The following is a 20438-nucleotide window of genomic DNA, read 5'->3' on the forward strand; positions in this document are numbered from 1 at the left end:
CTTTATGCAACAGGACAGCCATGATGGCCCTGCAATTGACCTTCGGCGAAGCGACCGCCACCGGCCCCCGGGAAGAGAACCAGGACGCCCTGCGGGTGGTCACCCCGGCACCGGCCCTGGCCGCGAGCAAGGGCTACCTGTTCGCCCTGGCCGACGGCGTCAGCCAGTGTGCCGACGGCGGCCTGGCCGCCCGCGCGACGCTGCAGGCCCTGGCCCTGGACTACTACGCCACCCCGGAAACCTGGGCCGTGGCGCAGTCGCTGGATCGCCTGCTGGTGGCCCACAACCGCTGGCTGCAGGCGAATGGCGGCGGTCAGCCACTGCTCACCACCCTCAGCGCCCTGGTCCTGCGTGGCCGCCGCTTCACCCTGGCGCATGTCGGCGACTGCCGCGCCTACCGCTGGCACAACGGCGAGCTCGAGCGGCTCAGCGAGGACCACGTGTGGGAGCAGCCGGGCATGCAGCATGTGCTCAAGCGCGCCCTGGGCCTGGACCAGCACCTGGTGGTGGACTACCTGGACGGCGAGCTGCGCCAGGGCGAGAGCTTCCTGCTGGTCAGCGACGGCGTCTGGGCGGTGCTCGGCGATGGGGGCATCCAGCGCATCCTGCACGACGAGCCGGACCCGGCCGCGGCCTGCCGCGCCCTGGTCTGCGCCGCCCACCTGGCCGGCAGTCAGGACAACGCCAGCGCCCTGCTGGTCAGGGTCGAGGACCTGCCGGAAAGCGCCCTGGCCGACACCCTGGCCCAGCTCGCGCACTGGCCACTGCCACCTAGGCTGCGCGAGGGCCAGGCCTTCGAAGGCTGGCAGGTGGAACGCCTGCTGGCCGAGTCGCGCCAGTCCCTGGTCTACCGGGTGCGCGACGGCCAGGCGCGGCGCTGGCTGCTCAAGACCCTGCCGCCCGACCGCGCCGACGAGCCTCAGGCCGGCCCGGCCCTGCTGCTCGAGGAATGGTTCCTGCGCCGCGTGGCCGGCCGCCACTTCGCCGAGGTCCATCCCCTGCCGCAGCGCCAGCACCTGTATTACCTGCAGCGCGAGTACGCCGGCCAGACCCTGGCCGAACACCTGCGCCTGTCCGGACCGCTGCCGCTGCCGGAGTGGCTGGATATCGCCCCGCGCCTGCTCAAGGCCTTGGGCCTGCTGCACCGGCGCAACATCCTGCATCGCGACATCAAGCCGGAGAACCTGCTGTGGGGCGATGACGGCGAGCTGCGCCTGCTGGACTTCGGCCTGGCCTACTGCCCGGGCCTGTCCCAGGACGAGAGCGGCAGCCTGCCCGGCACCCCCAGCTACATCGCCCCCGAGGCCTTCGCCGGCAGCCCGCCCAGCGCCCGCCAGGACCTCTACGCAGCGGGCGTGACCCTCTATCACCTGCTCACCGGCCACTACCCCCATGGCGAGATCGAGGCCTTCCAGCACCCGCGCTTCGGCAGCCCGACCCCGGCCAGCCGCTACCGCCCCGACCTGCCGAGCTGGCTGGACGAGAGCCTCAACCGCGCGGTCAGCGTCGATCCGCAGCAGCGCTTCGAGACCGCCGAGGAATGGCTGCTGGCCCTGGAACAGGGCGAGCGCCAGGCCTTGAGCATCCGGCCCAGGCCGCTGCTGGAGCGTGAGCCGCTGCTGGTCTGGCGCAGCGTGGCGTTGTGCTCCCTGCTGCTCAACCTGGCCCTGCTGGTACTGCTGCTCAACTAGGCGCAGCCGCCCAGCCATGCACCATAAGGGCGCAACTCGCCTTAAACAGGTGCGCAGCCGGCCCCGTGCCGCGCCCGGCGCCTTCCCTGAAACCGCCAGAACCCCCGTGAACCGGCCATACGCCAGAGTTGGCACAGAGACTGCTATAGCACTCATACAAATTAAATAAGGTGCGCGCTTCAACGTAGGAGAGCGCACTTCCCGAGAGAACGGGACTTGGACAAAGGCGTCCTCGCTAGGTGACTAGCGGGACGCCTTTTTGTTTTCCGGTGATGCAGGACGGTGAGGAACCATGAAGAAACTCAAACTGGTAATGATCGGTAACGGCATGGCCGGAGTGCGGACGCTCGAGGAGCTGCTCAAGCTCGCTCCCGACCTCTACGACATCACCGTGTTCGGTGCCGAACCCCACCCGAACTACAACCGCATCCTGCTCTCGCCGGTGCTGGCCGGCGAGCAGAGCTTCGAGGAGATCGTCCTCAACGATCTGGCCTGGTATGCCGACAACGGCATCGATCTGCGCCTGGGGCGCAAGGTCGTGGAGATCGACCGCAAGCGCCGCCTGGTCATCGCCGAGGACGGCAGCGAAGCCGAGTACGACCGCCTGCTCATCGCCACCGGCTCCAACCCCTTCATCCTGCCGATCCCCGGCAAGGACCTGGACGGGGTGATCGGCTACCGCGACATCGCCGACACCCAGACCATGATGGACACCGCCAAGACCCACAAGCACGCGGTGGTGATCGGCGGCGGCCTGCTCGGCCTGGAAGCGGCCAACGGCCTCAAGCTGCGTGGCATGGACGTCACCGTGGTGCATATCGGCGACTGGCTGCTGGAGCGCCAGCTCGACCGCACCGCCGGCGACCTGCTGCAGAAGTCCCTGGAGGACCGCGGCCTGAAGTTCCTCCTGCCCAAGCACACCGCCGAGCTGCTGGACAACGGCGAAGGCCGGGTCTGCGCGGTGAAGTTCAAGGATGGCGAGGTGATCCCCGCCGACCTGGTGGTGATGGCCGCCGGCATCCGCCCCAACACCGAGCTGGCGGAGAAGGCCGGGATCGCCTGCAACCGCGGCATCCTGGTCGACGACACCCTGCAGACCTTCGACCCGCGGGTCTACGCCATCGGCGAATGTGCCAGCCACCGTGGCATCGCCTACGGCCTGGTGGCACCGCTGTTCGAGCAGGCCAAGGTCTGCGCCAACCACCTGGCCCAGCTGGGTTTCTCCCGCTACCAGGGCTCGGTGACCTCGACCAAGCTCAAGGTCACCGGCATCGACCTGTTCTCCGCCGGCGAATTTATGGGTGCCGAGGGCACCGAGACCATCACCCTGTCCGACCCCATCGGCGGCGTGTACAAGAAGCTGGTGATCAAGGACGACGTGCTGGTCGGCGCCTGCCTGTACGGCGACACCGCCGACGGCGGCTGGTACTTCCGGCAGATCCGCGAGAACCACAACGTCAGCGAGATCCGCGACCACCTGATGTTCGGCGAGAACGCCATCGGCGACGTCGGCCACCAGGGCGCCGACAAGACCGCCAACATGCCCGACAGCATGGAGGTGTGCGGCTGCAACGGCGTGTGCAAGGGCACTATCGTCAAGGCCATCCAGGAGAACGGCCTGTTCTCGGTCGACGAGGTCAAGAAACACACCAAGGCCGCCAGCTCCTGCGGCTCCTGCGCCGGACTGGTCGAGCAGATCCTGATCAGCACGGTCGGCGGCGCCGCCGACGTCAAACCCAAGAGCGAGAAGGCCATCTGCGGCTGCAGCGACTTCAACCACGGACAGATCCGCAAGACCATCCGCGAGCAGCACCTGACCAGCCTCAGCCAGGCCATGGCCTTCATGAACTGGAGCACGCCCAACGGCTGCGCCACCTGCCGCCCGGCGCTGAACTATTACCTGATCTCCACCTGGCCGGGCGAGGCCAAGGACGACCCGCAGTCGCGCCTGATCAACGAGCGCGCCCACGCCAACATCCAGAAGGACGGCACCTACTCGGTGGTGCCGCGCATGTGGGGCGGGGTCACCAACCCCTCCGAGCTGCGCCGCATCGCCGACGTGGCCGACAAGTACCAGGTGCCCATGGTCAAGGTCACCGGCGGCCAGCGCATCGACCTGCTGGGCATCAAGAAGGAAGACCTGCCGGCGGTGTGGAAGGAACTGGACATGCCCTCCGGCCACGCCTACGGCAAGTCCATCCGCACCGTGAAGACCTGCGTGGGCAGCGAGTTCTGCCGCTTCGGCACACAGAACTCGACCCAGCTGGGCATCGAGCTGGAGCACGACCTGTTCAACATGTGGTCGCCGCACAAGGTCAAGCTGGCGGTCTCCGGCTGCCCGCGCAACTGCGCCGAGGCCGGCATCAAGGACGTCGGCATCATCGGCGTGGATTCGGGCTGGGAGATGTACATCGGCGGCAACGGCGGCATCAAGACCGAGGTCGCGGAGTTCTTCGTCAAGCTCAAGACCGCCGAGGAGGTGCGCGAGTACAACGGCGCCTTCCTCCAGCTCTATCGCGAGGAAGCCTTCTACCTGGAGCGCACCGTGCACTACCTGCAGCGCGTGGGCATGGAGCACATCAAGAAGGCCGTGCTGGAGGACGAAGGCAACCGCAAGGCGCTCAATGCCCGCCTGCAATACGCACTGTCCTTCGAGCAGGACCCGTGGAAGGAGCGCATCGAAACCCCGAACCTGAAGAAAGAGTTCGACCGCATCAACGTCGTGCAGCTCGAGGAGGCCTCCGTATGAACTGGCTGGATATCTGCGCCCTGGACGAGATCAACGTACTGGGCTCGCGCATCATCGAAGGGCCCAAGGGTGACATCGCCATCTTCCGTACCGCAGGCGACGAGGTCTTCGCCCTCGACGACCGCTGCCCGCACAAGGGCGGGCCGCTGTCCCAGGGCCTGATCTACGGCAAGCGGGTGGCCTGCCCGCTGCACAACTGGCAGATCGAGCTGGCCAGCGGCGAGGCGGTGGCCCCGGACGTCGGCTGCGCCCACCGGCACGAGGCCAAGGTCGAGAACGGCCGGGTGCTGCTGGCCCTGAATACCGCGAAAGAGTGCGCGTGAGCCGTAGGGTGGAAAACGCCGCAGGCTTTTCCACCGCCCTGTACCGGTGGACAAGCCCGGCCTTGTCCACCCCAGGCCTGTAGGAGCCCCGAACCATGGCCAGCACCAACCAGATCACCGCCTCGACCTGCTGCTACTGTGGCGTCGGCTGTGGCGTGCTGATCGAACACGACGGCGAGAAGATCCTCGGCGTCGCCGGCGATCCCAGCCACCCGGCCAACTACGGCAAGCTGTGCAGCAAGGGCGCGACCCTGCACCTGACCGGCGACCTGGACGCCCGCGGCCTGTATCCCGAACTGCGCCTGGGCAAGGGCCTGGCCCGTAGCCGCACGGACTGGGACAGCGCCCTGGACCACGCCGCCAGCGTGTTCGCCGAGACCATCCGCGAGCACGGCCCGGACAGCGTGGCCTTCTACATCTCCGGCCAGTTGCTGACCGAGGACTACTACGCCTTCAACAAGCTGGCCCGGGCCCTGGTCGGCACCAACAACCTCGACTCCAACTCGCGCCTGTGCATGAGCTCGGCGGTCGTGGGCTACAAGCGCAGCCTCGGCGCCGACGCGCCGCCCTGCAGCTACGAGGACATCGAGCAGAGCGACTGCCTGCTGATCGCCGGCAGCAACATGGCCTACGCCCACCCGGTGCTGTTTCGCCGCCTGGAGGAAGCCAAGGCCAGGCGCCCGGAGATGAAGGTCATCGTCATCGACCCGCGGCGCACCGACACCTGCGAGCTTGCCGACCTGCACCTGGCGATCCTGCCGGGTACCGACGTGGCGCTGCTGCACGGCATCCTGCACATCCTGCTGTGGGAGGGCTGGATCGACCGCGCCTTCATCGACGCCCACACCGAGGGCTTCGCCGCCCTGAAGAAGCTGGTGCGCGACTACACCCCGGGCACGGTGGCGGAGATCTGCGGCATCTCCCTGGAAAACCTGCAGGCCTGCGCCGAACTGATCGGCCAGGCACCGTCCTTCCTCTCGCTCTGGTGCATGGGCCTGAACCAGTCCAGCGCCGGCAGCGCGAAGAACAGCGCGCTGATCAACCTGCACCTGGCCACCGGGCAGATAGGCCGGCCCGGCGCCGGCCCCTTCTCCCTCACCGGCCAGCCCAACGCCATGGGCGGGCGCGAGACCGGCAGCCTGTCCAACCTGTTGCCCGGCCACCGCGACGCCGCCAACCCCGAACACCGCGCCGAGGTCGCCGGCTACTGGGGCGTCGACGCGCTGCCGCAGAACCCCGGCCTGACCGCCATCGAGCTGTTCGAGGCGGTGCGGGCCGGCACCATCAAGGCCTTGTGGATCGCCTGCACCAACCCGGCGCAGTCGCTGCCGGACCAGAACAGGGTCCACGAGGCCCTGGCCGCCTGCCCCTTCGTCGTGGTCCAGGAGGCCTTCTTCACCACCGAGACCTGCCAGTACGCCGACCTGCTGCTGCCCGCCGCCAGCTGGGGCGAGAAGGAAGGCAGCGTGACCAACTCCGAGCGCCGCGTCAGCCATGTGCGCCGCGCCGTGCCGGCGCCGGGACAGGCGCGGCCGGACTGGGCGATCACCACCGACTTCGCCCGCCGCCTGGAAGCCCGGCTGCGCCCCGCCCAGCCGAGCCTGTTCGCCTTCGCCGACTCCGCAGCGCTATTCGAGGAGTACAAGCAGCTGACCGCCGGCCGCGACCTCGACCTGTCGGGCCTGTCCCACGCCCTGCTGGACGATCTCGGTCCGCAGCAGTGGCCCTTCCCGGCCGGCGCCCGCCAGGGCACCCCGCGCCTGTACGGCGACGGCCGCTTCCCCACCGACAGCGGCCGCGCGCGCTTCCATGCCGACCCCTACCGGGCGCCCAAGGAGAAGCGCGAGGCGCGCTTCCCCCTGACCCTCAACACCGGCCGCCTGCGCGACCAGTGGCACGGCATGAGCCGCACCGGCACCGCCGCGCGGCTGTTCGGCCATGCCCCGGAGGCCGTGCTCAGCCTGCACCCGGACGAACTGCGTCGGCGGCGCCTGCAGGCCGGCGACCTGGTCAAGGTGCGCAGCCGCCGCGGCAGCCTGATCCTGCCGGTGCAGGCCGACGAGGCGGTGCGCTCCGGCCAGGCCTACCTGCCGATGCACTGGGGCAACCGCTTCCTCAGGGGCCTGGGCACCAACGTGCTGACCCTGCCGGCCTTCGACCCGCTGTCCAAGCAGCCGGAACTCAAGCACGCCGGCATCGAGGTGGAGAAGGTCGAGTTGCCCTGGCAGCTGTTCGCCCTAGTCGAAGGCGACGTGCAGCAGCGCTTCGCCGCCCTGCGCCCGCTGTTCGACGGCTTCGCCTACGCCAGCCTGACCCTCACCGGCCGCGAGCGCCCCGCCCTGCTGATCCGCGCCGCCAGCGCGGTGGCGCCGGAAGGCGAGTTGCTGGCGCGGATCGACGCGCTACTGGATGTCGTCGAGGGGCCGGTGCTGGCCTACGACGACCCGCGGCGCACCGTGGGCAAGCGCGTGCGCATCGAGGACGGACGCATCAAGGCCATCCGCCTGGCTGGCGAGACCGCCGCCCGCGACTGGCTCAAAAATCTGTGGAGCGAGGGCCAGGCCGACGCCGACCTGCGCCGCTGGCTGCTGGCGCCGCTGGCCACCCCCCCCGGCAATGCCGCCGCGGCCAAGGCCGGCAAGACCCTGTGCAACTGCCTGGATGTGAGCGAGGCCGCGGTCTGCGCCGGCATCGCCCGTGGCCTGGACCTGGACGGCCTCAAGCTGGAGCTCAAGTGCGGCACCAGCTGTGGCTCCTGCGTACCGGAAATCAAACGACTGCTGGCGGCGCCCTCCCTGTCCGCCGCCGCGAACGCCTGAGGTGATGAATATGAGCGCAAAAGTCTGGCTGGTAGGCGCGGGTCCCGGCGACCCGGAGCTGCTGACCCTCAAAGCGGTGAAGGCCTTGGCCCAGGCCGAGATCGTGATGATCGACGACCTGGTCAACCCGGCCGTGCTGGAGCACTGCCCCACCGCCCGGGTGGTGCCGGTGGGCAAGCGTGGCGGTTGCCGCTCCACGCCCCAGGCCTTCATCCACCGCCTGATGCTGCGCTATGCGCGCCAGGGCAAGTGCGTGGTGCGCCTCAAGGGCGGGGACCCCTGCATCTTCGGCCGTGGCAGCGAGGAAGCCGACTGGCTGAGCGAGCACGGCATTGAGGTGGAGCTGGTCAACGGCATCACCGCCGGCCTGGCCGGTGCCACCCAGTGCGGCATCCCCCTGACCCTGCGCGGCGTGGCCCGCGGCGTGACCCTGGTCACCGCCCACACCCAGGACGACAGCACGCTGAACTGGCCGGCCCTGGCGCAAAGCGGTACCACCCTGGTGGTGTACATGGGCGTGGCCAAGCTGGCGGATATCCGCGACGGCCTGCTGGCCGGCGGCATGCGCGCGGACATGCCGGTGGCGATGATCGAGAACGCCTCGCTGCCGCAGCAGCGCGACTGCCGCAGCAGCCTGGCCGCCATGCAGCACGATGCCCTGTCCTTTCGACTCAAGAGCCCGGCGATCCTGGTGATCGGCGAGGTCGCCGCCGAACCGCAAGCCCTGCAGCTGGCGATCAGTGCCTAACCGCTTCGCTCCTGCGAAGTTGTTCCTGCCCGGCTTCGGCCGGGCTTTTTTCTGGGCAAAGAAAAACCCGGCCGAAGCCGGGTTTTTCTTGAAGCTTAGCCTCGATCACTGCTTGATCTGGGCTTCCACTTCGGCTTCTACGCGACGGTTGATGGCGCGGCCGGCATCGCTGGCGTTGTCGGCCACCGGACGGCTCTCACCGTAACCGACGGCGTTGACGCGCTCGCCCGACACGCCGTACTGGTTGACCAGCACTTCACGAACGGCGTTGGCACGACGCTCGGACAGCTTCTGGTTGTAAGCGTCGCTGCCCTTGGCGTCGGTGTGACCTTCGACCGTGGTGGTGGTCTGCGGGTACTGGTTCATGAAGTCGGCCAGGTTCTTGATGTCGCCATAGCTCTCTTGCTTGACGTTGGCCTTGTCGAAGTCGAACTTAACGTCCAGCTCGACGCGTACCATTTCCATCGGTTCTTCGGCCTGAACCGGCTCGGCAACCGGCTGCACGGCGGCGACCGGCGCAGGCGCCGGAGCCGGCTTGCTGCTGCCGCCGAAGTTCATGCCGACACCTACGCCAGCAGCCCACTCGGTTTCGTTGGCGTCGATGTTGTACATGCCATCCAGGCCGGCACGGGCGAAGAGGTTTTCGGTGAAGAAATACTTCACGCCGGTACCGACGTTGGCGAAGGTGGAGTGATCACGGCCGGTGCGCGCCGGCACGTTGCTGATGTTCTGGTGGGCGAAGCCAGCAGACACGTAGGGACGCAGGCCGACGCCCTGCTCACCGAAGTGGTAGATGGCATCCAGGCCGGCCAGGTTGCCCTTGATGTTCTTGTTACCGGTTCCGTTTTCCGAACGAATATCGTGATATTCGCCATACGACAGGGCCAGTTCGACGTCATCGGTCAGGTAGTAGCCAACAGAGCCACCAAACAGATTGCCGTTGGACAGGTCGCGAGAGCTGTCGGTCATGTAACGCTTGCCGAAAGCTTCCACCTCGACTGCGCCTTGGCCCTGAGCCAGCGCGCTCATGCAAGAGGCGGCAACGAGAGAGCCAATGACTACGCCTAAGGTGTTTTTCAGTTTCATCCGTAAATCCCCACATGGTGATTGATTGAATTGCGTGCAGGTAGACACGCAAAACGGCGGCGAGTTTAGCAGAACGATTGCTGCGCCAGAGAGAGCTGCCCCGAACTAACTTTCGGTGTCGCCGGCAAACTTCTCACGCAATCGATCCAGCGCGCGTTTATAGCGCATTTTCGTGGCGCTCAGGCCCATATGCATGATGTCGGCGATCTCCTGGAACTCCAGCTCTGCGACAAAACGTAGCACCAGGATTTCCCGATCGATCGGGTTCACATGCACCAGCCAGCGGTCCAGCCCCCCGCGGTCCTCGACCTTCGGCGTCTTCTCTTCCGACGCTTCCTCCAGCGGATCGAGACTCAGGGCATCCATCAAACGGCGCTTGCGCCGCTCCTTGCGGTACTGGGTGATGCACTCGTTATAGGTAATGCTGTACAGCCAGGTCTTGAACTTGGACTTGCCCTCGAAGTTCTTCAGACCGTAGAGAACCTTGAGCATGACCTCCTGGCAGACATCGTCCGCATCGCGATCATTGCCCAGATAGCGTGCGCACACGTTGAACAGGGTGCGCTGATAACGCCGCATCAGCTCTTCATAGGCTCGGGTGACGTGAAACAACTCGCCATGCGCCCGCGCCACCAGCTCCTCGTCCGAGAGCTCGCGGGGGTCGTATCGCATGGACAACGGTTGGGCTTTATTCAAAACGGGTCGGGCCGACAGTCGGGACACAAGCCGCCAGCGCCTGATACTTCAGGCGGCAGGTACGGCGGCATACATTAGCAGGGATTGGCGCGTTAGCGGCTGCTTACCCGTTGCTCGAGCAGAGTTCGGTTGGCCACCGAGACCAATTCGCCGGAGTCGGTCAGCAGGATGGTCTTGACCGTGCCAATTTCCTCGATCTGCCCTTCGACCTCGCCGATCTGCACTTGTTGCCCGACCTGATACAACTCTCGCACGTAGATGCCGGCGAGTATCTGCCCGGCGATCTCCCGGCTGCCCAGCCCCAACGCCAGGGCCACGGCCAGCCCGACCGAAATCAGCACGATGGCGATGACGTTGTTGAGCAGGTCGGTCTTGACCTCCAGCTGGCCGATGGCCACGGAGATGCTGATGATGATCACCAGGCCCTGGGCGATACGCCCCAGGCCATGGGCGTAATCCAGGCCGACGCCTTCGGCCGCGCCGCGCACCAGACCGCTGACCAGATGGGCCAGGAGCACACCGGCGACCAGCACCAACGCCGCGCCGAAGACCTTGGGCAAGTACAGCGCCAGCACGTCGAGGGTCGCCGACACCCGTTCCAGACCGAGGGACTCGGCGGCCGACACCAGGAAGATCAGCAACACGAACCAGTAGACGATCTTGCCGATCAGGGTCGACACCGGCACCTGGATGCCGCCGCGGCCGAGCAGCTTGGTCAGGCCGGTGCCGGCCATCAGCCGATCCAGGCCCAGCTTGCCGAGCAGTTTGGACAGCAGGGTGTCGAGCAGCTTGGCCACCACGAAGCCGAGCAGCACCAGGATCAAGGCCACGAACAGGTTCGGAATGAAGCCGGCGACCTTGGTCCAGAGGGCGGTCATCGCGGCAATCAGGCTTTGGGTCCAGGGATCGAGTTCCATTTCAGTCAGCCTTATCAGTAGAACGAGAAGAAGAGTGGCGGCGCGAGACCGGCGCGACATGCGCCGAACCGCTATTCAGGGCGATCATCAGGGCTTCGAGCCAATGTCCCATCAGGCTGAACAAGTCTCCCGCGCCGACCTGGCGGTTGGCGGTCTTGAGCACGCGGTGCAGGCAGGCGTCGTCGTCGTGATCGGACACCGGGGACTTGAGCAAATCGCGCAGGGATTCTTCGAATGGATCGTGCATGACGCACCTCACAGGACGTCTCGGCTAGACGAGAGCAGCGGTCATTGGGTCACATCAGAGCCAGCGCCAGCGACGGAATAGCCACCACTGGCCGAGGCCGATGGCCGACATGGCCAGGCAGGCGATGACGAAGCCCAGCGGGCTGTCGGCCCCGGGCATGCCGCCGACGTTGATGCCCAGCAGGCCGGTGAGGAAACTCATCGGCAGGAACACCATGGTGATGATGCTGAAGCGGTACATGATGCGGTTCATCCGTTCGTCCATGCGTCGCTTCTCCGCATCCAGCACCAGATCGACCCGTTCGCGACTGAGCTCCAGCTCTTCCAGATAGCGGGTCAGGCGGTTGTTCAGCTCGTTCCAGTAGTCGCTGTCGTCGGCCAGAAACCAGGGGTGCTGGTTACGCGCCAGCTGGGCGTAGATCTCCCGCTGCGGCGCCAGGAAGCGGCGCAGGCCGGCGGCACGGCGGCGCATCTGCAGCAACAGGTCATGGTCCGGTAACAGACGCTCGTCGGCGTCGATCCGCTCTTCCTGCTCATCGACCCGCTCGGCCAGCTCGGCGACCAGACCATCGATCTTGTCGGTCAGATAATCGGCGAGGCTGAGGATCAGTTCCGAGGAGGTCTTCGGCCCCTTGCCGGCCTGCAGGTCGCGGATCAGGTCTTCGCTGGCGCGCAGGGGGCGCAGGCGCAGGGAAACAACCCGGCGCGCATCGGCGTGGATGCGCACCGAGACCATGTCCTCGGGCTCGGCCCCCGGGTTGAGATTGACCCCGCGCAAAAACAGCAACAACCCCTGGTCGGGCAGCGGCAGCAGGCGTGGGCGGGTGTTCTCCTCCAGCAGCAGGTCGCAGGCGAACTCGCTCAGGCCGCTGTCCTGCCGCAACCACTGCCGGGTCTGCGGGTGGCTACGATCCCAGTGCAACCACAGGCTCTCGCCCTCGCCCAGTTCGAGACCTGCCAACCCCTCGCGCGTGACGAATCGTGCCCCGCCGCGACCATCCAGCACCAGCGCATGGACCAGGCCCAGCTGCCCGTTGTCTTCCTCCTGCATCCCTTGCCTCCAGATCAGCGAGCCGAGCGCCTCACTCCGGCATCTTCAGCGCGCTAGGCGCGACGATGATGCCGTTGTTGTCGGCATAGAGGTACTCGCCGGGGCGGAAGGTCACGCCACCGAAGGTCACCGGCACATCGACGTCGCCGATGCCGCGCTTGTCGGTCTTCATCGGGTGGCTGGCCAGTGCCTGGATGCCCAGGTCGGTCTGCGCCAGCACGTCGACGTCACGCACGCAGCCGTACACCACGATGCCCGCCCAACCATTCTTCGCGGCCTTTTCCGCCAGCATGTCGCCGAGCAGGGCGCGACGCATCGAGGCGCCGCCATCGACCACCATCACCCGGCCCTGGCCGGGCTGCTCGACCAGCTCCTTGACCCGCGAGTTGTCCTCGAAGCACTTGACCGTGACGATCTGCCCACCGAAGGAGTCGCGACCACCGAAGTTGCTGAACATCGGTTCGACCACCTGCACCAGTTCGGGGTAGGCGTCACACAGATCGGGAGTGATGTAGTGCATGGCTGAGCTCCTTTTAAGAATGGGGCGTCGGGCGAACAGCGGTTGCCCAACGACAGGTTGCGCCCCTCGGCGACCTGCAGCAACGGCTCGCGCGCCTGAACCGGAAAGACCGGGCGAGAGCCCTGTTCGAGATTCGGCCAAGACTCCAGAACAACGAACATAGTGGCCGCACAGGTCGCACAAAGTGACCGCAAGCGCGTACAGCGTCACATGTTAACCGGATGAGGGTTCCGTTGGTATGCCCGCGCGCGGCTCAAGGACAACGCTTTGCGCACCGGAGCCCTGCAACGAGCCATTGCCCAGCCAGTGCTCGACCAGCGGCCACACCTCGGCCTGCGCCGCCTTGCTGACCAGCATTTCCACATGGCCGAAATCACCGGAGAAACCGTGCTGCTTGCCCAGACAGAGAAACTCCCGCACCCCGCTGCCGCACTGCTCCAGTAACTTGCGGCAGGCCCAGGCCGGGTCCTGCCGGTCGCCTACGGCCGCCACCGCCAGCAGCGGCACTCGCACCTCGCCAAGCCCCGCCCACCAGTCACGCTCGGCATCGCCGAAACGGCCGAACAGGCCATGCCAGCGCAGGCTTTCCAGAGCCAGGCCGATCGGCTCGTCCTCCGGGCCGCGGCCGAGGCGAGAACCGGACAGCACCGAGAAGCGCCCCAGCAACAGGCGCGTCCCCCACTCCACCGGCGGCAGCTTCAACGGCCAGTAGATGCGGCTGATCTGGCTGCCGAACAGCAGTGCCGAGGCCACCCGGGCCTCGTCCAGATAACGCCCGCCCAAGGCGCCGGCCAGGGTGATGCCGCCCAGGGAATGGCCCAGCCAGTGGGCTGGCTGCGGGTTCTGCTCATGGATGAAGTCGGCGATAGCCGGCAGGTCGTAGCGCACATAATCGCTGACCCGGTTGCGCGAATAGCCGCGGTTGCGCGGCGACAAGCCATGGCCGCGCATCTCGGCGATCCACACATCGTAACCGGCGCGTGCCAGGTAGGGGCCCAGGCCGATACCCTTGGGCGAATACCAGAAACGCCGGTTGGAGAAACTCCCCGGCAGCAGGATCACCGGCACACCGCGCCCGCCTTGCTGGTCGAACCGGCCCAGACGGGTCAATGCCAGCTCGACGCTGGGGTCGGGGCTGTTGCCCGGCTTGAGGCGATAGACATCCTCGCTCAGGTCGCCCCGGATATCGGCGCCGATCAAGGCGACGGGAAAAAGCTCACTGCTGCTTTGCATCTACTTCGCTCTGGTACAAAAAAATGCCGGGGGCAATTTTTCACGTCGCCTGGCGACGGCCCGATGGGTGGCGACCAGGAATGGCAAGCCACAAAAAAGGGCGGGATAACCCGCCCTCGATCAAGGTGGTGAACCGCAGATCAGGCTGGCTGACCTTCGGCCAGGAAGAACCAGGTATCCAGTACCGAGTCGGGGTTGAGCGAGACGCTCTCGATGCCCTGCTCCATCAGCCACATGGCCAGATCCGGATGATCCGAGGGGCCCTGGCCACAGATACCGATGTACTTGCCGGCCTTGTTGCAGGCGGCGATGGCGTTGGCCAGCAGCTTCTTCACCGCCGGGTTACGCTCGTCGAACAGGTGCGCGACGATGCCCGAGTCGCGGTCCAGGCCCAGGGTCAGCTGGGTCAGGTCGTTGGAGCCGATGGAGAAGCCGTCGAAGTACTCGAGGAATTCCTCGGCGAGAATGGCGTTGGATGGCAGCTCGCACATCATGATGACCTTCAGGCCATCCTGACCGCGGGCCAGGCCGTTCTCCGCCAGCAGCTCGACCACCTGGCTGGCTTCGCCGAGGGTGCGCACGAAGGGCACCATGATCTCGACGTTGGTCAGGCCCATCTCGTTGCGCACCTTCTTCAGCGCGCGGCACTCCAGCTCGAAGCAGTCGCGGAACGACTCGCTGATGTAGCGCGAGGCGCCACGGAAGCCGAGCATCGGGTTCTCTTCTTCCGGCTCGTAGAGCTTGCCACCGATCAGGTTGGCGTATTCGTTGGACTTGAAGTCCGACAGGCGCACGATGACCTTCTTCGGCCAGAAGGCCGCGGCCAGGGTGCTGATGCCTTCGACCAGCTTCTCGACGTAGAACTCGACCGGGTCGTTGTAACCGGCGATGCGCTTCTCGACACTGTCCTTGATCTCCGCCGGCAGGCCGGCGAAGTTCAGCAGCGCCTTGGGGTGCACGCCGATCATGCGGTTGATGATGAACTCCAGACGCGCCAGGCCCACGCCCTCGTTGGGCAGCTGGGCGAAATCGAAGGCGCGATCGGGGTTGCCGACGTTCATCATGATCTTGAACGGCAGCTCGGGCATGGCGTCGACCGAGTTCTTGCGGATGTCGAAGCCCAGCTCGCCCTCGAAGATGAAGCCGGTGTCGCCCTCGGCGCAGGACACTGTCACGCCCTGACCGTCCTTGAGCACGGAGGTGGCGTTGCCGCAGCCGACCACGGCCGGGATGCCCAGCTCACGGGCGATGATCGCCGCATGGCAGGTACGACCGCCGCGGTTGGTGACGATGGCGCTGGCACGCTTCATGATCGGTTCCCAGTCCGGGTCGGTCATATCGGAGACCAACACGTCGCCCGGCTGGACCTTGTCCATCTCGGCGATGTCGTTGATCACCCGCACCTTGCCGGCGCCGATCTTCTGGCCGATGGCGCGCCCCTCGACCAGCACGGTGCCGGTCTCCTTGAGCAGGTAGCGCTCCATCACGGTGGCGCTGGCGCGGCTCTTCACGGTTTCCGGGCGGGCCTGGACGATGTACAACTTGCCGTCGTCGCCGTCCTTGGCCCACTCGATGTCCATCGGCCGGCCATAGTGCTTCTCGATGATCATGGCCTGCTTGGCCAGCTCGCTGACCTCGGCGTCGGACAGGCAGAAGCGCGCGCGGTCGGCGCGCTCGACGTCGACCACCTTGACCGACTTGCCGGCCTTGGCCTCGTCGCCGTAGATCATCTTGATCGCCTTGCTGCCCAGGTTGCGACGCAGGATGGCCGGACGGCCGGCTTCCAGGGTCTGCTTGTGCACGTAGAATTCGTCTGGATTGACCGCCCCCTGCACCACGGTCTCGCCCAGGCCGTAGGCGCCGGTGATGAACACCACATCGCGGAAGCCCGACTCGGTGTCGAGGGTGAACATCACCCCGGCGGTGCCGGTCTCCGAGCGGACCATGCGCTGCACGCCGGCGGACAGGGCGACCAGCTTGTGGTCGAAGCCCTGGTGCACGCGGTAGGCGATGGCGCGGTCGTTGAACAGCGAGGCGAACACCTCCTTGGCCGCGCGGATCACGTTATCCACGCCACGGATATTGAGGAAGGTTTCCTGCTGACCGGCGAAGGAGGCGTCCGGCAGGTCTTCGGCGGTGGCCGAGGAACGCACGGCGACGGCCATGTTGTCGTTGCCATTGGCCATGGCGGCGAACGCCTGGCGAATCTGCTTATCCAGCTCGGCGGGGAACGGCGCGTCCATCACCCACTGGCGAATCTGCGCACCGGTCTTGGCCAGGGCGTTGACGTCGTCGACATCCAGGGCATCGAGTGCGGCGTGGATCTGCGCGTTCAGCCCGCTCTGCTCGAGAAAGTCCCGGTAGGCCTGGGCGGTAGTGGCGAAACCACCGGGCACCGAGACACCGGCACCGGCAAGGTTGCTGATCATCTCGCCCAGGGAGGCGTTCTTGCCCCCTACATGCTCAACATCGTGGACGCCGAGCTTATCGAGGGAAACTACGTACTCTACCAAGGTGATCTCTCCACTTATTGGTGTTGGAAAAGCTCAAGGGGCTGGGAAAGTTCGGCGGCGCGAATCCGCACGATTGTGGCCTGGCCCTGGAAAATAAGTAACAATGCCGCCCCATTCGGGCCAGCCAAAGCGGGCCTATGATAGCCAAGAATCGTCCTCAGCTTAAGGCCCATGGCGCAAATGAAACGAACCGCTTTTTTCATCTCCGATGGTACCGGCATCACCGCCGAAACCCTGGGTCAGAGCCTGTTGGCGCAGTTCGAAACCACCAGTTTCACCAAACTCACGCGGCCGTACATCGACAGCGTGGAAAAAGCGCGCGCCATGGTACTACAGATCAACAGCGCTGCCGAGAAAGACGGGGTGCGACCGATTATCTTCGACACCATCGTCAACCAGGAGATTCGCGACGTGCTGGCCCAGTCCGAGGGCTTCATGATCGACATCTTCTCCACCTTCCTCGCCCCCCTGGAGCAGGAGCTGAGCTCGCACTCCTCCTACTCGGTGGGCAAATCCCATTCCATCGGGCACAACTCCAACTACATGGAGCGCATCGAGGCGGTCAACTTCGCCCTGGACAACGACGATGGCGCGCGCACCCACTACTATGACAAGGCCGACCTGATCCTGGTGGGCGTCTCGCGCTGCGGCAAGACCCCCACCTGCCTGTACATGGCGATGCAGTACGGCATCCGTGCGGCCAACTACCCCTTGACCGAAGACGACATGGAGCGCCTGCAGCTGCCGGCGGCGCTGAAGAAGCACAAGGACAAGCTGTTCGGCCTGACCATCGACCCGGACCGCCTGACCGCCATCCGCCACGAACGCAAGCCCAACAGCCGCTACGCCAGCTTCGCCCAGTGCGAGTTCGAGGTGCGCGAGGTGGAGAACCTGTTCCGCCGCGAGAACATCGCCTTCATCAACTCCACGCATTTTTCGGTGGAGGAGATCTCGGCGAAGATCCTGGTGGAAAAAGGCGTCGAGCGGCGTCTCAAGTAAAACTCGCCCCTGCAGGAAAAAGCCGGAGCCAGCGCTTCGGCTTTTTTATCGGCGCGAGGCTCAGACCACCCACAGCTCCATGAAGCGCTGCACCGGCGTGGCCTCCAGCCGCGCCTGATCCCGGCACAGGTCCAGGATCTCGGCGCAGCGCTGCTCGGCCAACCTACTCGCCAGGTTGGCCTTGAACTTCTCCTCCAGCAGCGGAATGCCCTCGGCGCGACGCCGCCGATGCCCCAGGGGGTACTCCACCTCCACCTTCTCGGTGCAACTGCCGTCCTCGAAGAACACCTGCACAGCATTGGCGATCGAACGCTTGTCGGCCTGCAGGTATTCGCGGCTGTAGCGCGGCTCCTCGACCACCGCCATCTTGTCGCGCAACTCGTCGATAAGCGGATGGGCGGCATGGAACTCGTCCTCGTAGTGTTCGGCCTGCAGCGTGCCGAAGGCCAACGGCACCGCGACCATGTACTGCAGGCAGTGGTCGCGATCGGCCGGATTGGCCAGCGCACCGACCTTGGAGATGATGCGGATCGCCGACTCCTGGGTGCTGATGACGATTCTGTCGATCTCGTGCAACCGCTCCCGGACCTGCGGGTGCAGGCGGACCGCGGCCTCACAGGCGGTCTGGGCATGGAACTCGGCCGGAAAGCTGATCTTGAACAGCACGTTCTCCATCACGTAGCTGGCGAAGCCCTGGGAAAAGCCGAACCGACGCCGCTGCGCCGGCTTGGTCGCCAGGTCCTGGTTGGTATGACTGAACGACACGTCGTAGAAGCCCCACTGCGGCGCGGTCAGCACGCCGGGAATGCCCATCTCGCCGCGCAGGGCGATATCGGCCAGGCGCACGCCGCGGCTGGTGGCATCGCCGGCGGCCCAGGACTTGCGGCTGCCGGCGTTCGGCGCATGGCGATAGGTGCGCAAGGCCTGGCCATCGACGAAGGCATGGGACAGCGCCGACAGCAGCTGCTCGCGGCTGCCCCCCATCAGCCTGGCGCAGACGGCGGTGGTGGCCACCTTCACCAGGATGACGTGGTCGAGACCGACGCGATTGAAGGCGTTCTCCAGCGCGATCACTCCCTGGATCTCGTGGGCCATGATCATGGCCTCCAACACCGCGCGCATCGTCAGCGGCGCCTCGCCCCGACTGGCCCGCTTCTGCGACAGGTGATCGGCCACGGCGAGAATGCCCCCCAGGTTGTCGGAGGGGTGGCCCCATTCGGCCGCCAGCCAGGTGTCGTTGTAATCCAGCCAACGCACGGCGCAGCCGATGTCCCAGGCTGCCTTGACCGGGTCGAGAACGAAGTGGGTACCCGGTACACGGGCGCCGTGGGGCACCTGGGTCCCCTCAACCAGAGGCCCCAGAAGCTTGGTGCATGCGGGAAAGCGCAGCGCCAGCAGGGCGCACCCCAGGCTGTCCATCAGGCAGTGGCGGGCGGTGCTGCGCGCCTCTTGCGACTCGACCCGGTAATTCAGGACATAGTCGGCGATATCCTGCAGCACCTGGTCGTAGTCGGGACGCATGTTCAGGTCAAAGGTCGCGGACATCTGGCACCTCCTCCGGCGAGGCTGTTGACCGGTGCCCCCCCTGCCGGCACGCCTATAGATGAGAGTAGCCTGCCGGCGCGGGCGTCCCCGCCCTAGAACGCGTCGCCGGGCACCCGCACCCAGCCCTCCATCAACACCCGGGCGCTGCGGCTCATGATCGCCTTGGTCACGCGCCACTCGTCGCCGTCCCGGGCGGCCTCGGCGCCCACCCGCAGGGTGCCCGATGGGTGACCGAAGCGCACCGCACTGCGCGCCTCGCCGCCGGCGGCGAGGTTCACCAGGGTGCCCGGAATCGCCGCGGCGGTGCCGATGGCCACTGCGGCGGTGCCCATCATGGCGTGGTGCAGCTTGCCCATGGACAGCGCCCGCACCAGCAGGTCGACCTCGCTCGCCCGCACCACCTTGCCGCTGGACGCCCGGTAATCCTTGGCGCTCGTCACGAAGGCGATCTTCGGCGTGTGCTGCCGGGTCGCCGCTTCTTCCGGCGTCTTGATCAGCCCCATGCGCAGGGCCCCGGCGATGCGGATCGCCTCGAAGCGGGCCAGCGCCTCGGGGTTGCCGTTGATGTCCTCGCGCAGCTCGGTGCCCTGGTAACCGATGGCCTCGGCGTCGACGAACACGGCGGGGATGCCGGCGCTGATCAGGGTGGCCTTGAGGGTGCCGATGCCTGGGACCTCGAGATCGTCGATCAGGTTGCCGGTGGGGAACATCGAGCCGCCCTCCTCGCCGTCGTCGGAGGGTTCGAGGAACTCCAGCACGATTTCAGCGGCCGGGAAGGTGACGCCGTCCAGCTCGAAGTCGCCGGTTTCCTGCACCTGGCCGTTGCTCACCGGCACATGGGCGATGATGGTTTTCTGGATATTGGCCTGCCAGATGCGCACCTGGCAGGTGCCGTGCTCGGGGATACGCGCCGGGTCGACCAGGCCGGCGTGGATGGCGAAGGCGCCGGCGGCCGTGGACAGGTTGCCGCAGTTGCCGCTCCAGTCGACGAAGGCCTTGTCGATGGCGACCTGGCCATAGAGGTAGTCCACGTCGTGATCCGCCTGGCTGCTCTTGGACAGGATCACGCACTTGGAGGTCGAGGACGTGGCGCCACCCATGCCATCGATATGCGCGGCATAGGGGTCGGGACTGCCGATCACGCGCATGAACAGCCGATCGCGGGCCTCGCCCGGCACCTGGCAGCTCTGCGGCAAGTCCTGCAGGCGGAAAAACACACCCTTACTGGTACCGCCACGCATATAGGTGGCGGGGATTTTCACTTGAGGTACGTGGGACATGGGTTCGCTGCCCTGAAGTGCT

Annotated in this window: 16 protein-coding genes; 6 read left to right on the forward strand and 10 right to left on the reverse strand. The window is 66.3% G+C overall.

The window, feature by feature from the left end; all coding sequences use genetic code 11:
* Positions 1–23 precede the first annotated feature (23 nt).
* From SBP02_RS11210 to cobA, 5 genes are all read left to right on the forward strand, one after another.
* Positions 24–1691, forward strand: a complete 1668-nt coding sequence (locus tag SBP02_RS11210; protein WP_318641674.1) for a bifunctional protein-serine/threonine kinase/phosphatase — start codon at positions 24–26, stop codon at positions 1689–1691.
* A gap of 292 nt (positions 1692–1983) precedes the next feature.
* Positions 1984–4440 (forward strand): nitrite reductase large subunit NirB, encoded by a 2457-nt coding sequence (nirB, locus tag SBP02_RS11215; protein WP_318641676.1) that lies wholly within the window; start codon positions 1984–1986, stop codon positions 4438–4440.
* Positions 4437–4763, forward strand: a complete 327-nt coding sequence (nirD, locus tag SBP02_RS11220; protein WP_318641678.1) for a nitrite reductase small subunit NirD — start codon at positions 4437–4439, stop codon at positions 4761–4763. The genes nirB and nirD overlap by 4 nt, the downstream gene beginning before the upstream one ends.
* Before the next feature lie 95 nt (positions 4764–4858).
* Positions 4859–7582, forward strand: coding sequence for a nitrate reductase (locus SBP02_RS11225; RefSeq protein ID WP_318641680.1), 2724 nt, complete (start codon positions 4859–4861; stop codon positions 7580–7582).
* 10 nt (positions 7583–7592) lie between these two features.
* Positions 7593–8330, forward strand: coding sequence for a uroporphyrinogen-III C-methyltransferase (gene cobA / locus SBP02_RS11230; RefSeq protein WP_318641683.1), 738 nt, complete (start codon positions 7593–7595; stop codon positions 8328–8330).
* 105 nt (positions 8331–8435) lie between these two features.
* Here the strand turns inward: cobA and SBP02_RS11235 are convergent, their stop codons facing one another.
* The 8 genes from SBP02_RS11235 to ppsA form a co-directional block, all read right to left on the reverse strand.
* Positions 8436–9416: an OmpA family protein gene (locus SBP02_RS11235; RefSeq protein WP_318641685.1), complete on the reverse strand. Its 981-nt coding sequence runs from the start codon at positions 9414–9416 to the stop codon at positions 8436–8438.
* 105 nt (positions 9417–9521) lie between these two features.
* Positions 9522–10112 carry an RNA polymerase sigma factor SigX gene (gene sigX, locus SBP02_RS11240; RefSeq protein WP_318641687.1) on the reverse strand — a complete coding sequence of 197 codons (591 nt, stop codon included), beginning with the start codon at positions 10110–10112 and terminating at the stop codon, positions 9522–9524.
* 92 nt (positions 10113–10204) lie between these two features.
* Entirely contained in the window at positions 10205–11029 is an 825-nt protein-coding gene (locus SBP02_RS11245) for a mechanosensitive ion channel family protein (RefSeq protein WP_318641689.1), read from the reverse strand.
* Between the two features lies 1 nt (position 11030).
* Positions 11031–11276 carry a CrfX protein gene (locus SBP02_RS11250; RefSeq protein ID WP_318641691.1) on the reverse strand — a complete coding sequence of 82 codons (246 nt, stop codon included), beginning with the start codon at positions 11274–11276 and terminating at the stop codon, positions 11031–11033.
* 54 nt (positions 11277–11330) lie between these two features.
* Positions 11331–12326: a zinc transporter ZntB gene (locus SBP02_RS11255; protein WP_318641693.1), complete on the reverse strand. Its 996-nt coding sequence runs from the start codon at positions 12324–12326 to the stop codon at positions 11331–11333.
* 31 nt (positions 12327–12357) lie between these two features.
* Positions 12358–12846, reverse strand: a complete 489-nt coding sequence (gene rraA, locus SBP02_RS11260) for a ribonuclease E activity regulator RraA (RefSeq protein WP_318641695.1) — start codon at positions 12844–12846, stop codon at positions 12358–12360.
* 213 nt (positions 12847–13059) lie between these two features.
* A complete protein-coding gene (locus tag SBP02_RS11265) occupies positions 13060–14079 on the reverse strand; it encodes an alpha/beta fold hydrolase (RefSeq protein ID WP_318641697.1) in 1020 nt (339 codons plus the stop codon).
* Positions 14080–14219: 140 nt separating this feature from the next.
* The gene (gene ppsA / locus SBP02_RS11270; protein ID WP_318641698.1) at positions 14220–16592 is read right to left on the reverse strand and encodes a phosphoenolpyruvate synthase; all 2373 of its coding nucleotides are present in this window, start codon (positions 16590–16592) and stop codon (positions 14220–14222) included.
* A 180-nt stretch (positions 16593–16772) separates the two neighbouring features.
* Here ppsA and ppsR point away from each other — a divergent pair, with 180 nt between their 5' ends.
* Complete coding sequence (gene ppsR, locus SBP02_RS11275; RefSeq protein WP_318641700.1) at positions 16773–17591, forward strand: posphoenolpyruvate synthetase regulatory kinase/phosphorylase PpsR; 819 nt, start codon at positions 16773–16775, stop codon at positions 17589–17591.
* 60 nt (positions 17592–17651) lie between these two features.
* On the opposite strand, the gene prpD is transcribed toward ppsR, so the two are convergent.
* Positions 17652–19136, reverse strand: a complete 1485-nt coding sequence (prpD, locus tag SBP02_RS11280) for a 2-methylcitrate dehydratase (protein WP_318641702.1) — start codon at positions 19134–19136, stop codon at positions 17652–17654.
* A 92-nt stretch (positions 19137–19228) separates the two neighbouring features.
* Positions 19229–20416, reverse strand: coding sequence for a 2-methylaconitate cis-trans isomerase PrpF (gene prpF / locus SBP02_RS11285; protein ID WP_318641704.1), 1188 nt, complete (start codon positions 20414–20416; stop codon positions 19229–19231).
* Positions 20417–20438: the final 22 nt, after the last annotated feature.

Origin of the sequence: Pseudomonas benzenivorans (genome assembly GCF_033547155.1) — a bacterium.
Classification (GTDB): Bacteria; Pseudomonadota; Gammaproteobacteria; order Pseudomonadales; family Pseudomonadaceae; genus Aquipseudomonas; species Aquipseudomonas benzenivorans_B.

What these genes read in the sequence shown, in the direction of transcription:
- SBP02_RS11210 (WP_318641674.1), top strand. Translation starts at nt 24, where the DNA reads ATGGCCCTGCAATTGACCTTCGGCGAAGCGACCGCCACCGGCCCCCGG.
- nirB (WP_318641676.1), top strand. Translation starts at nt 1,984, where the DNA reads ATGAAGAAACTCAAACTGGTAATGATCGGTAACGGCATGGCCGGAGTG.
- nirD (WP_318641678.1), top strand. Translation starts at nt 4,437, where the DNA reads ATGAACTGGCTGGATATCTGCGCCCTGGACGAGATCAACGTACTGGGC.
- SBP02_RS11225 (WP_318641680.1), top strand. Translation starts at nt 4,859, where the DNA reads ATGGCCAGCACCAACCAGATCACCGCCTCGACCTGCTGCTACTGTGGC.
- cobA (WP_318641683.1), top strand. Translation starts at nt 7,593, where the DNA reads ATGAGCGCAAAAGTCTGGCTGGTAGGCGCGGGTCCCGGCGACCCGGAG.
- SBP02_RS11235 (WP_318641685.1), bottom strand. Translation starts at nt 9,416, where the DNA reads ATGAAACTGAAAAACACCTTAGGCGTAGTCATTGGCTCTCTCGTTGCC.
- SBP02_RS11245 (WP_318641689.1), bottom strand. Translation starts at nt 11,029, where the DNA reads ATGGAACTCGATCCCTGGACCCAAAGCCTGATTGCCGCGATGACCGCC.
- SBP02_RS11250 (WP_318641691.1), bottom strand. Translation starts at nt 11,276, where the DNA reads ATGCACGATCCATTCGAAGAATCCCTGCGCGATTTGCTCAAGTCCCCG.
- SBP02_RS11255 (WP_318641693.1), bottom strand. Translation starts at nt 12,326, where the DNA reads ATGCAGGAGGAAGACAACGGGCAGCTGGGCCTGGTCCATGCGCTGGTG.
- rraA (WP_318641695.1), bottom strand. Translation starts at nt 12,846, where the DNA reads ATGCACTACATCACTCCCGATCTGTGTGACGCCTACCCCGAACTGGTG.
- SBP02_RS11265 (WP_318641697.1), bottom strand. Translation starts at nt 14,079, where the DNA reads ATGCAAAGCAGCAGTGAGCTTTTTCCCGTCGCCTTGATCGGCGCCGAT.
- ppsR (WP_318641700.1), top strand. Translation starts at nt 16,773, where the DNA reads ATGAAACGAACCGCTTTTTTCATCTCCGATGGTACCGGCATCACCGCC.
- prpD (WP_318641702.1), bottom strand. Translation starts at nt 19,136, where the DNA reads ATGTCCGCGACCTTTGACCTGAACATGCGTCCCGACTACGACCAGGTG.
- prpF (WP_318641704.1), bottom strand. Translation starts at nt 20,416, where the DNA reads ATGTCCCACGTACCTCAAGTGAAAATCCCCGCCACCTATATGCGTGGC.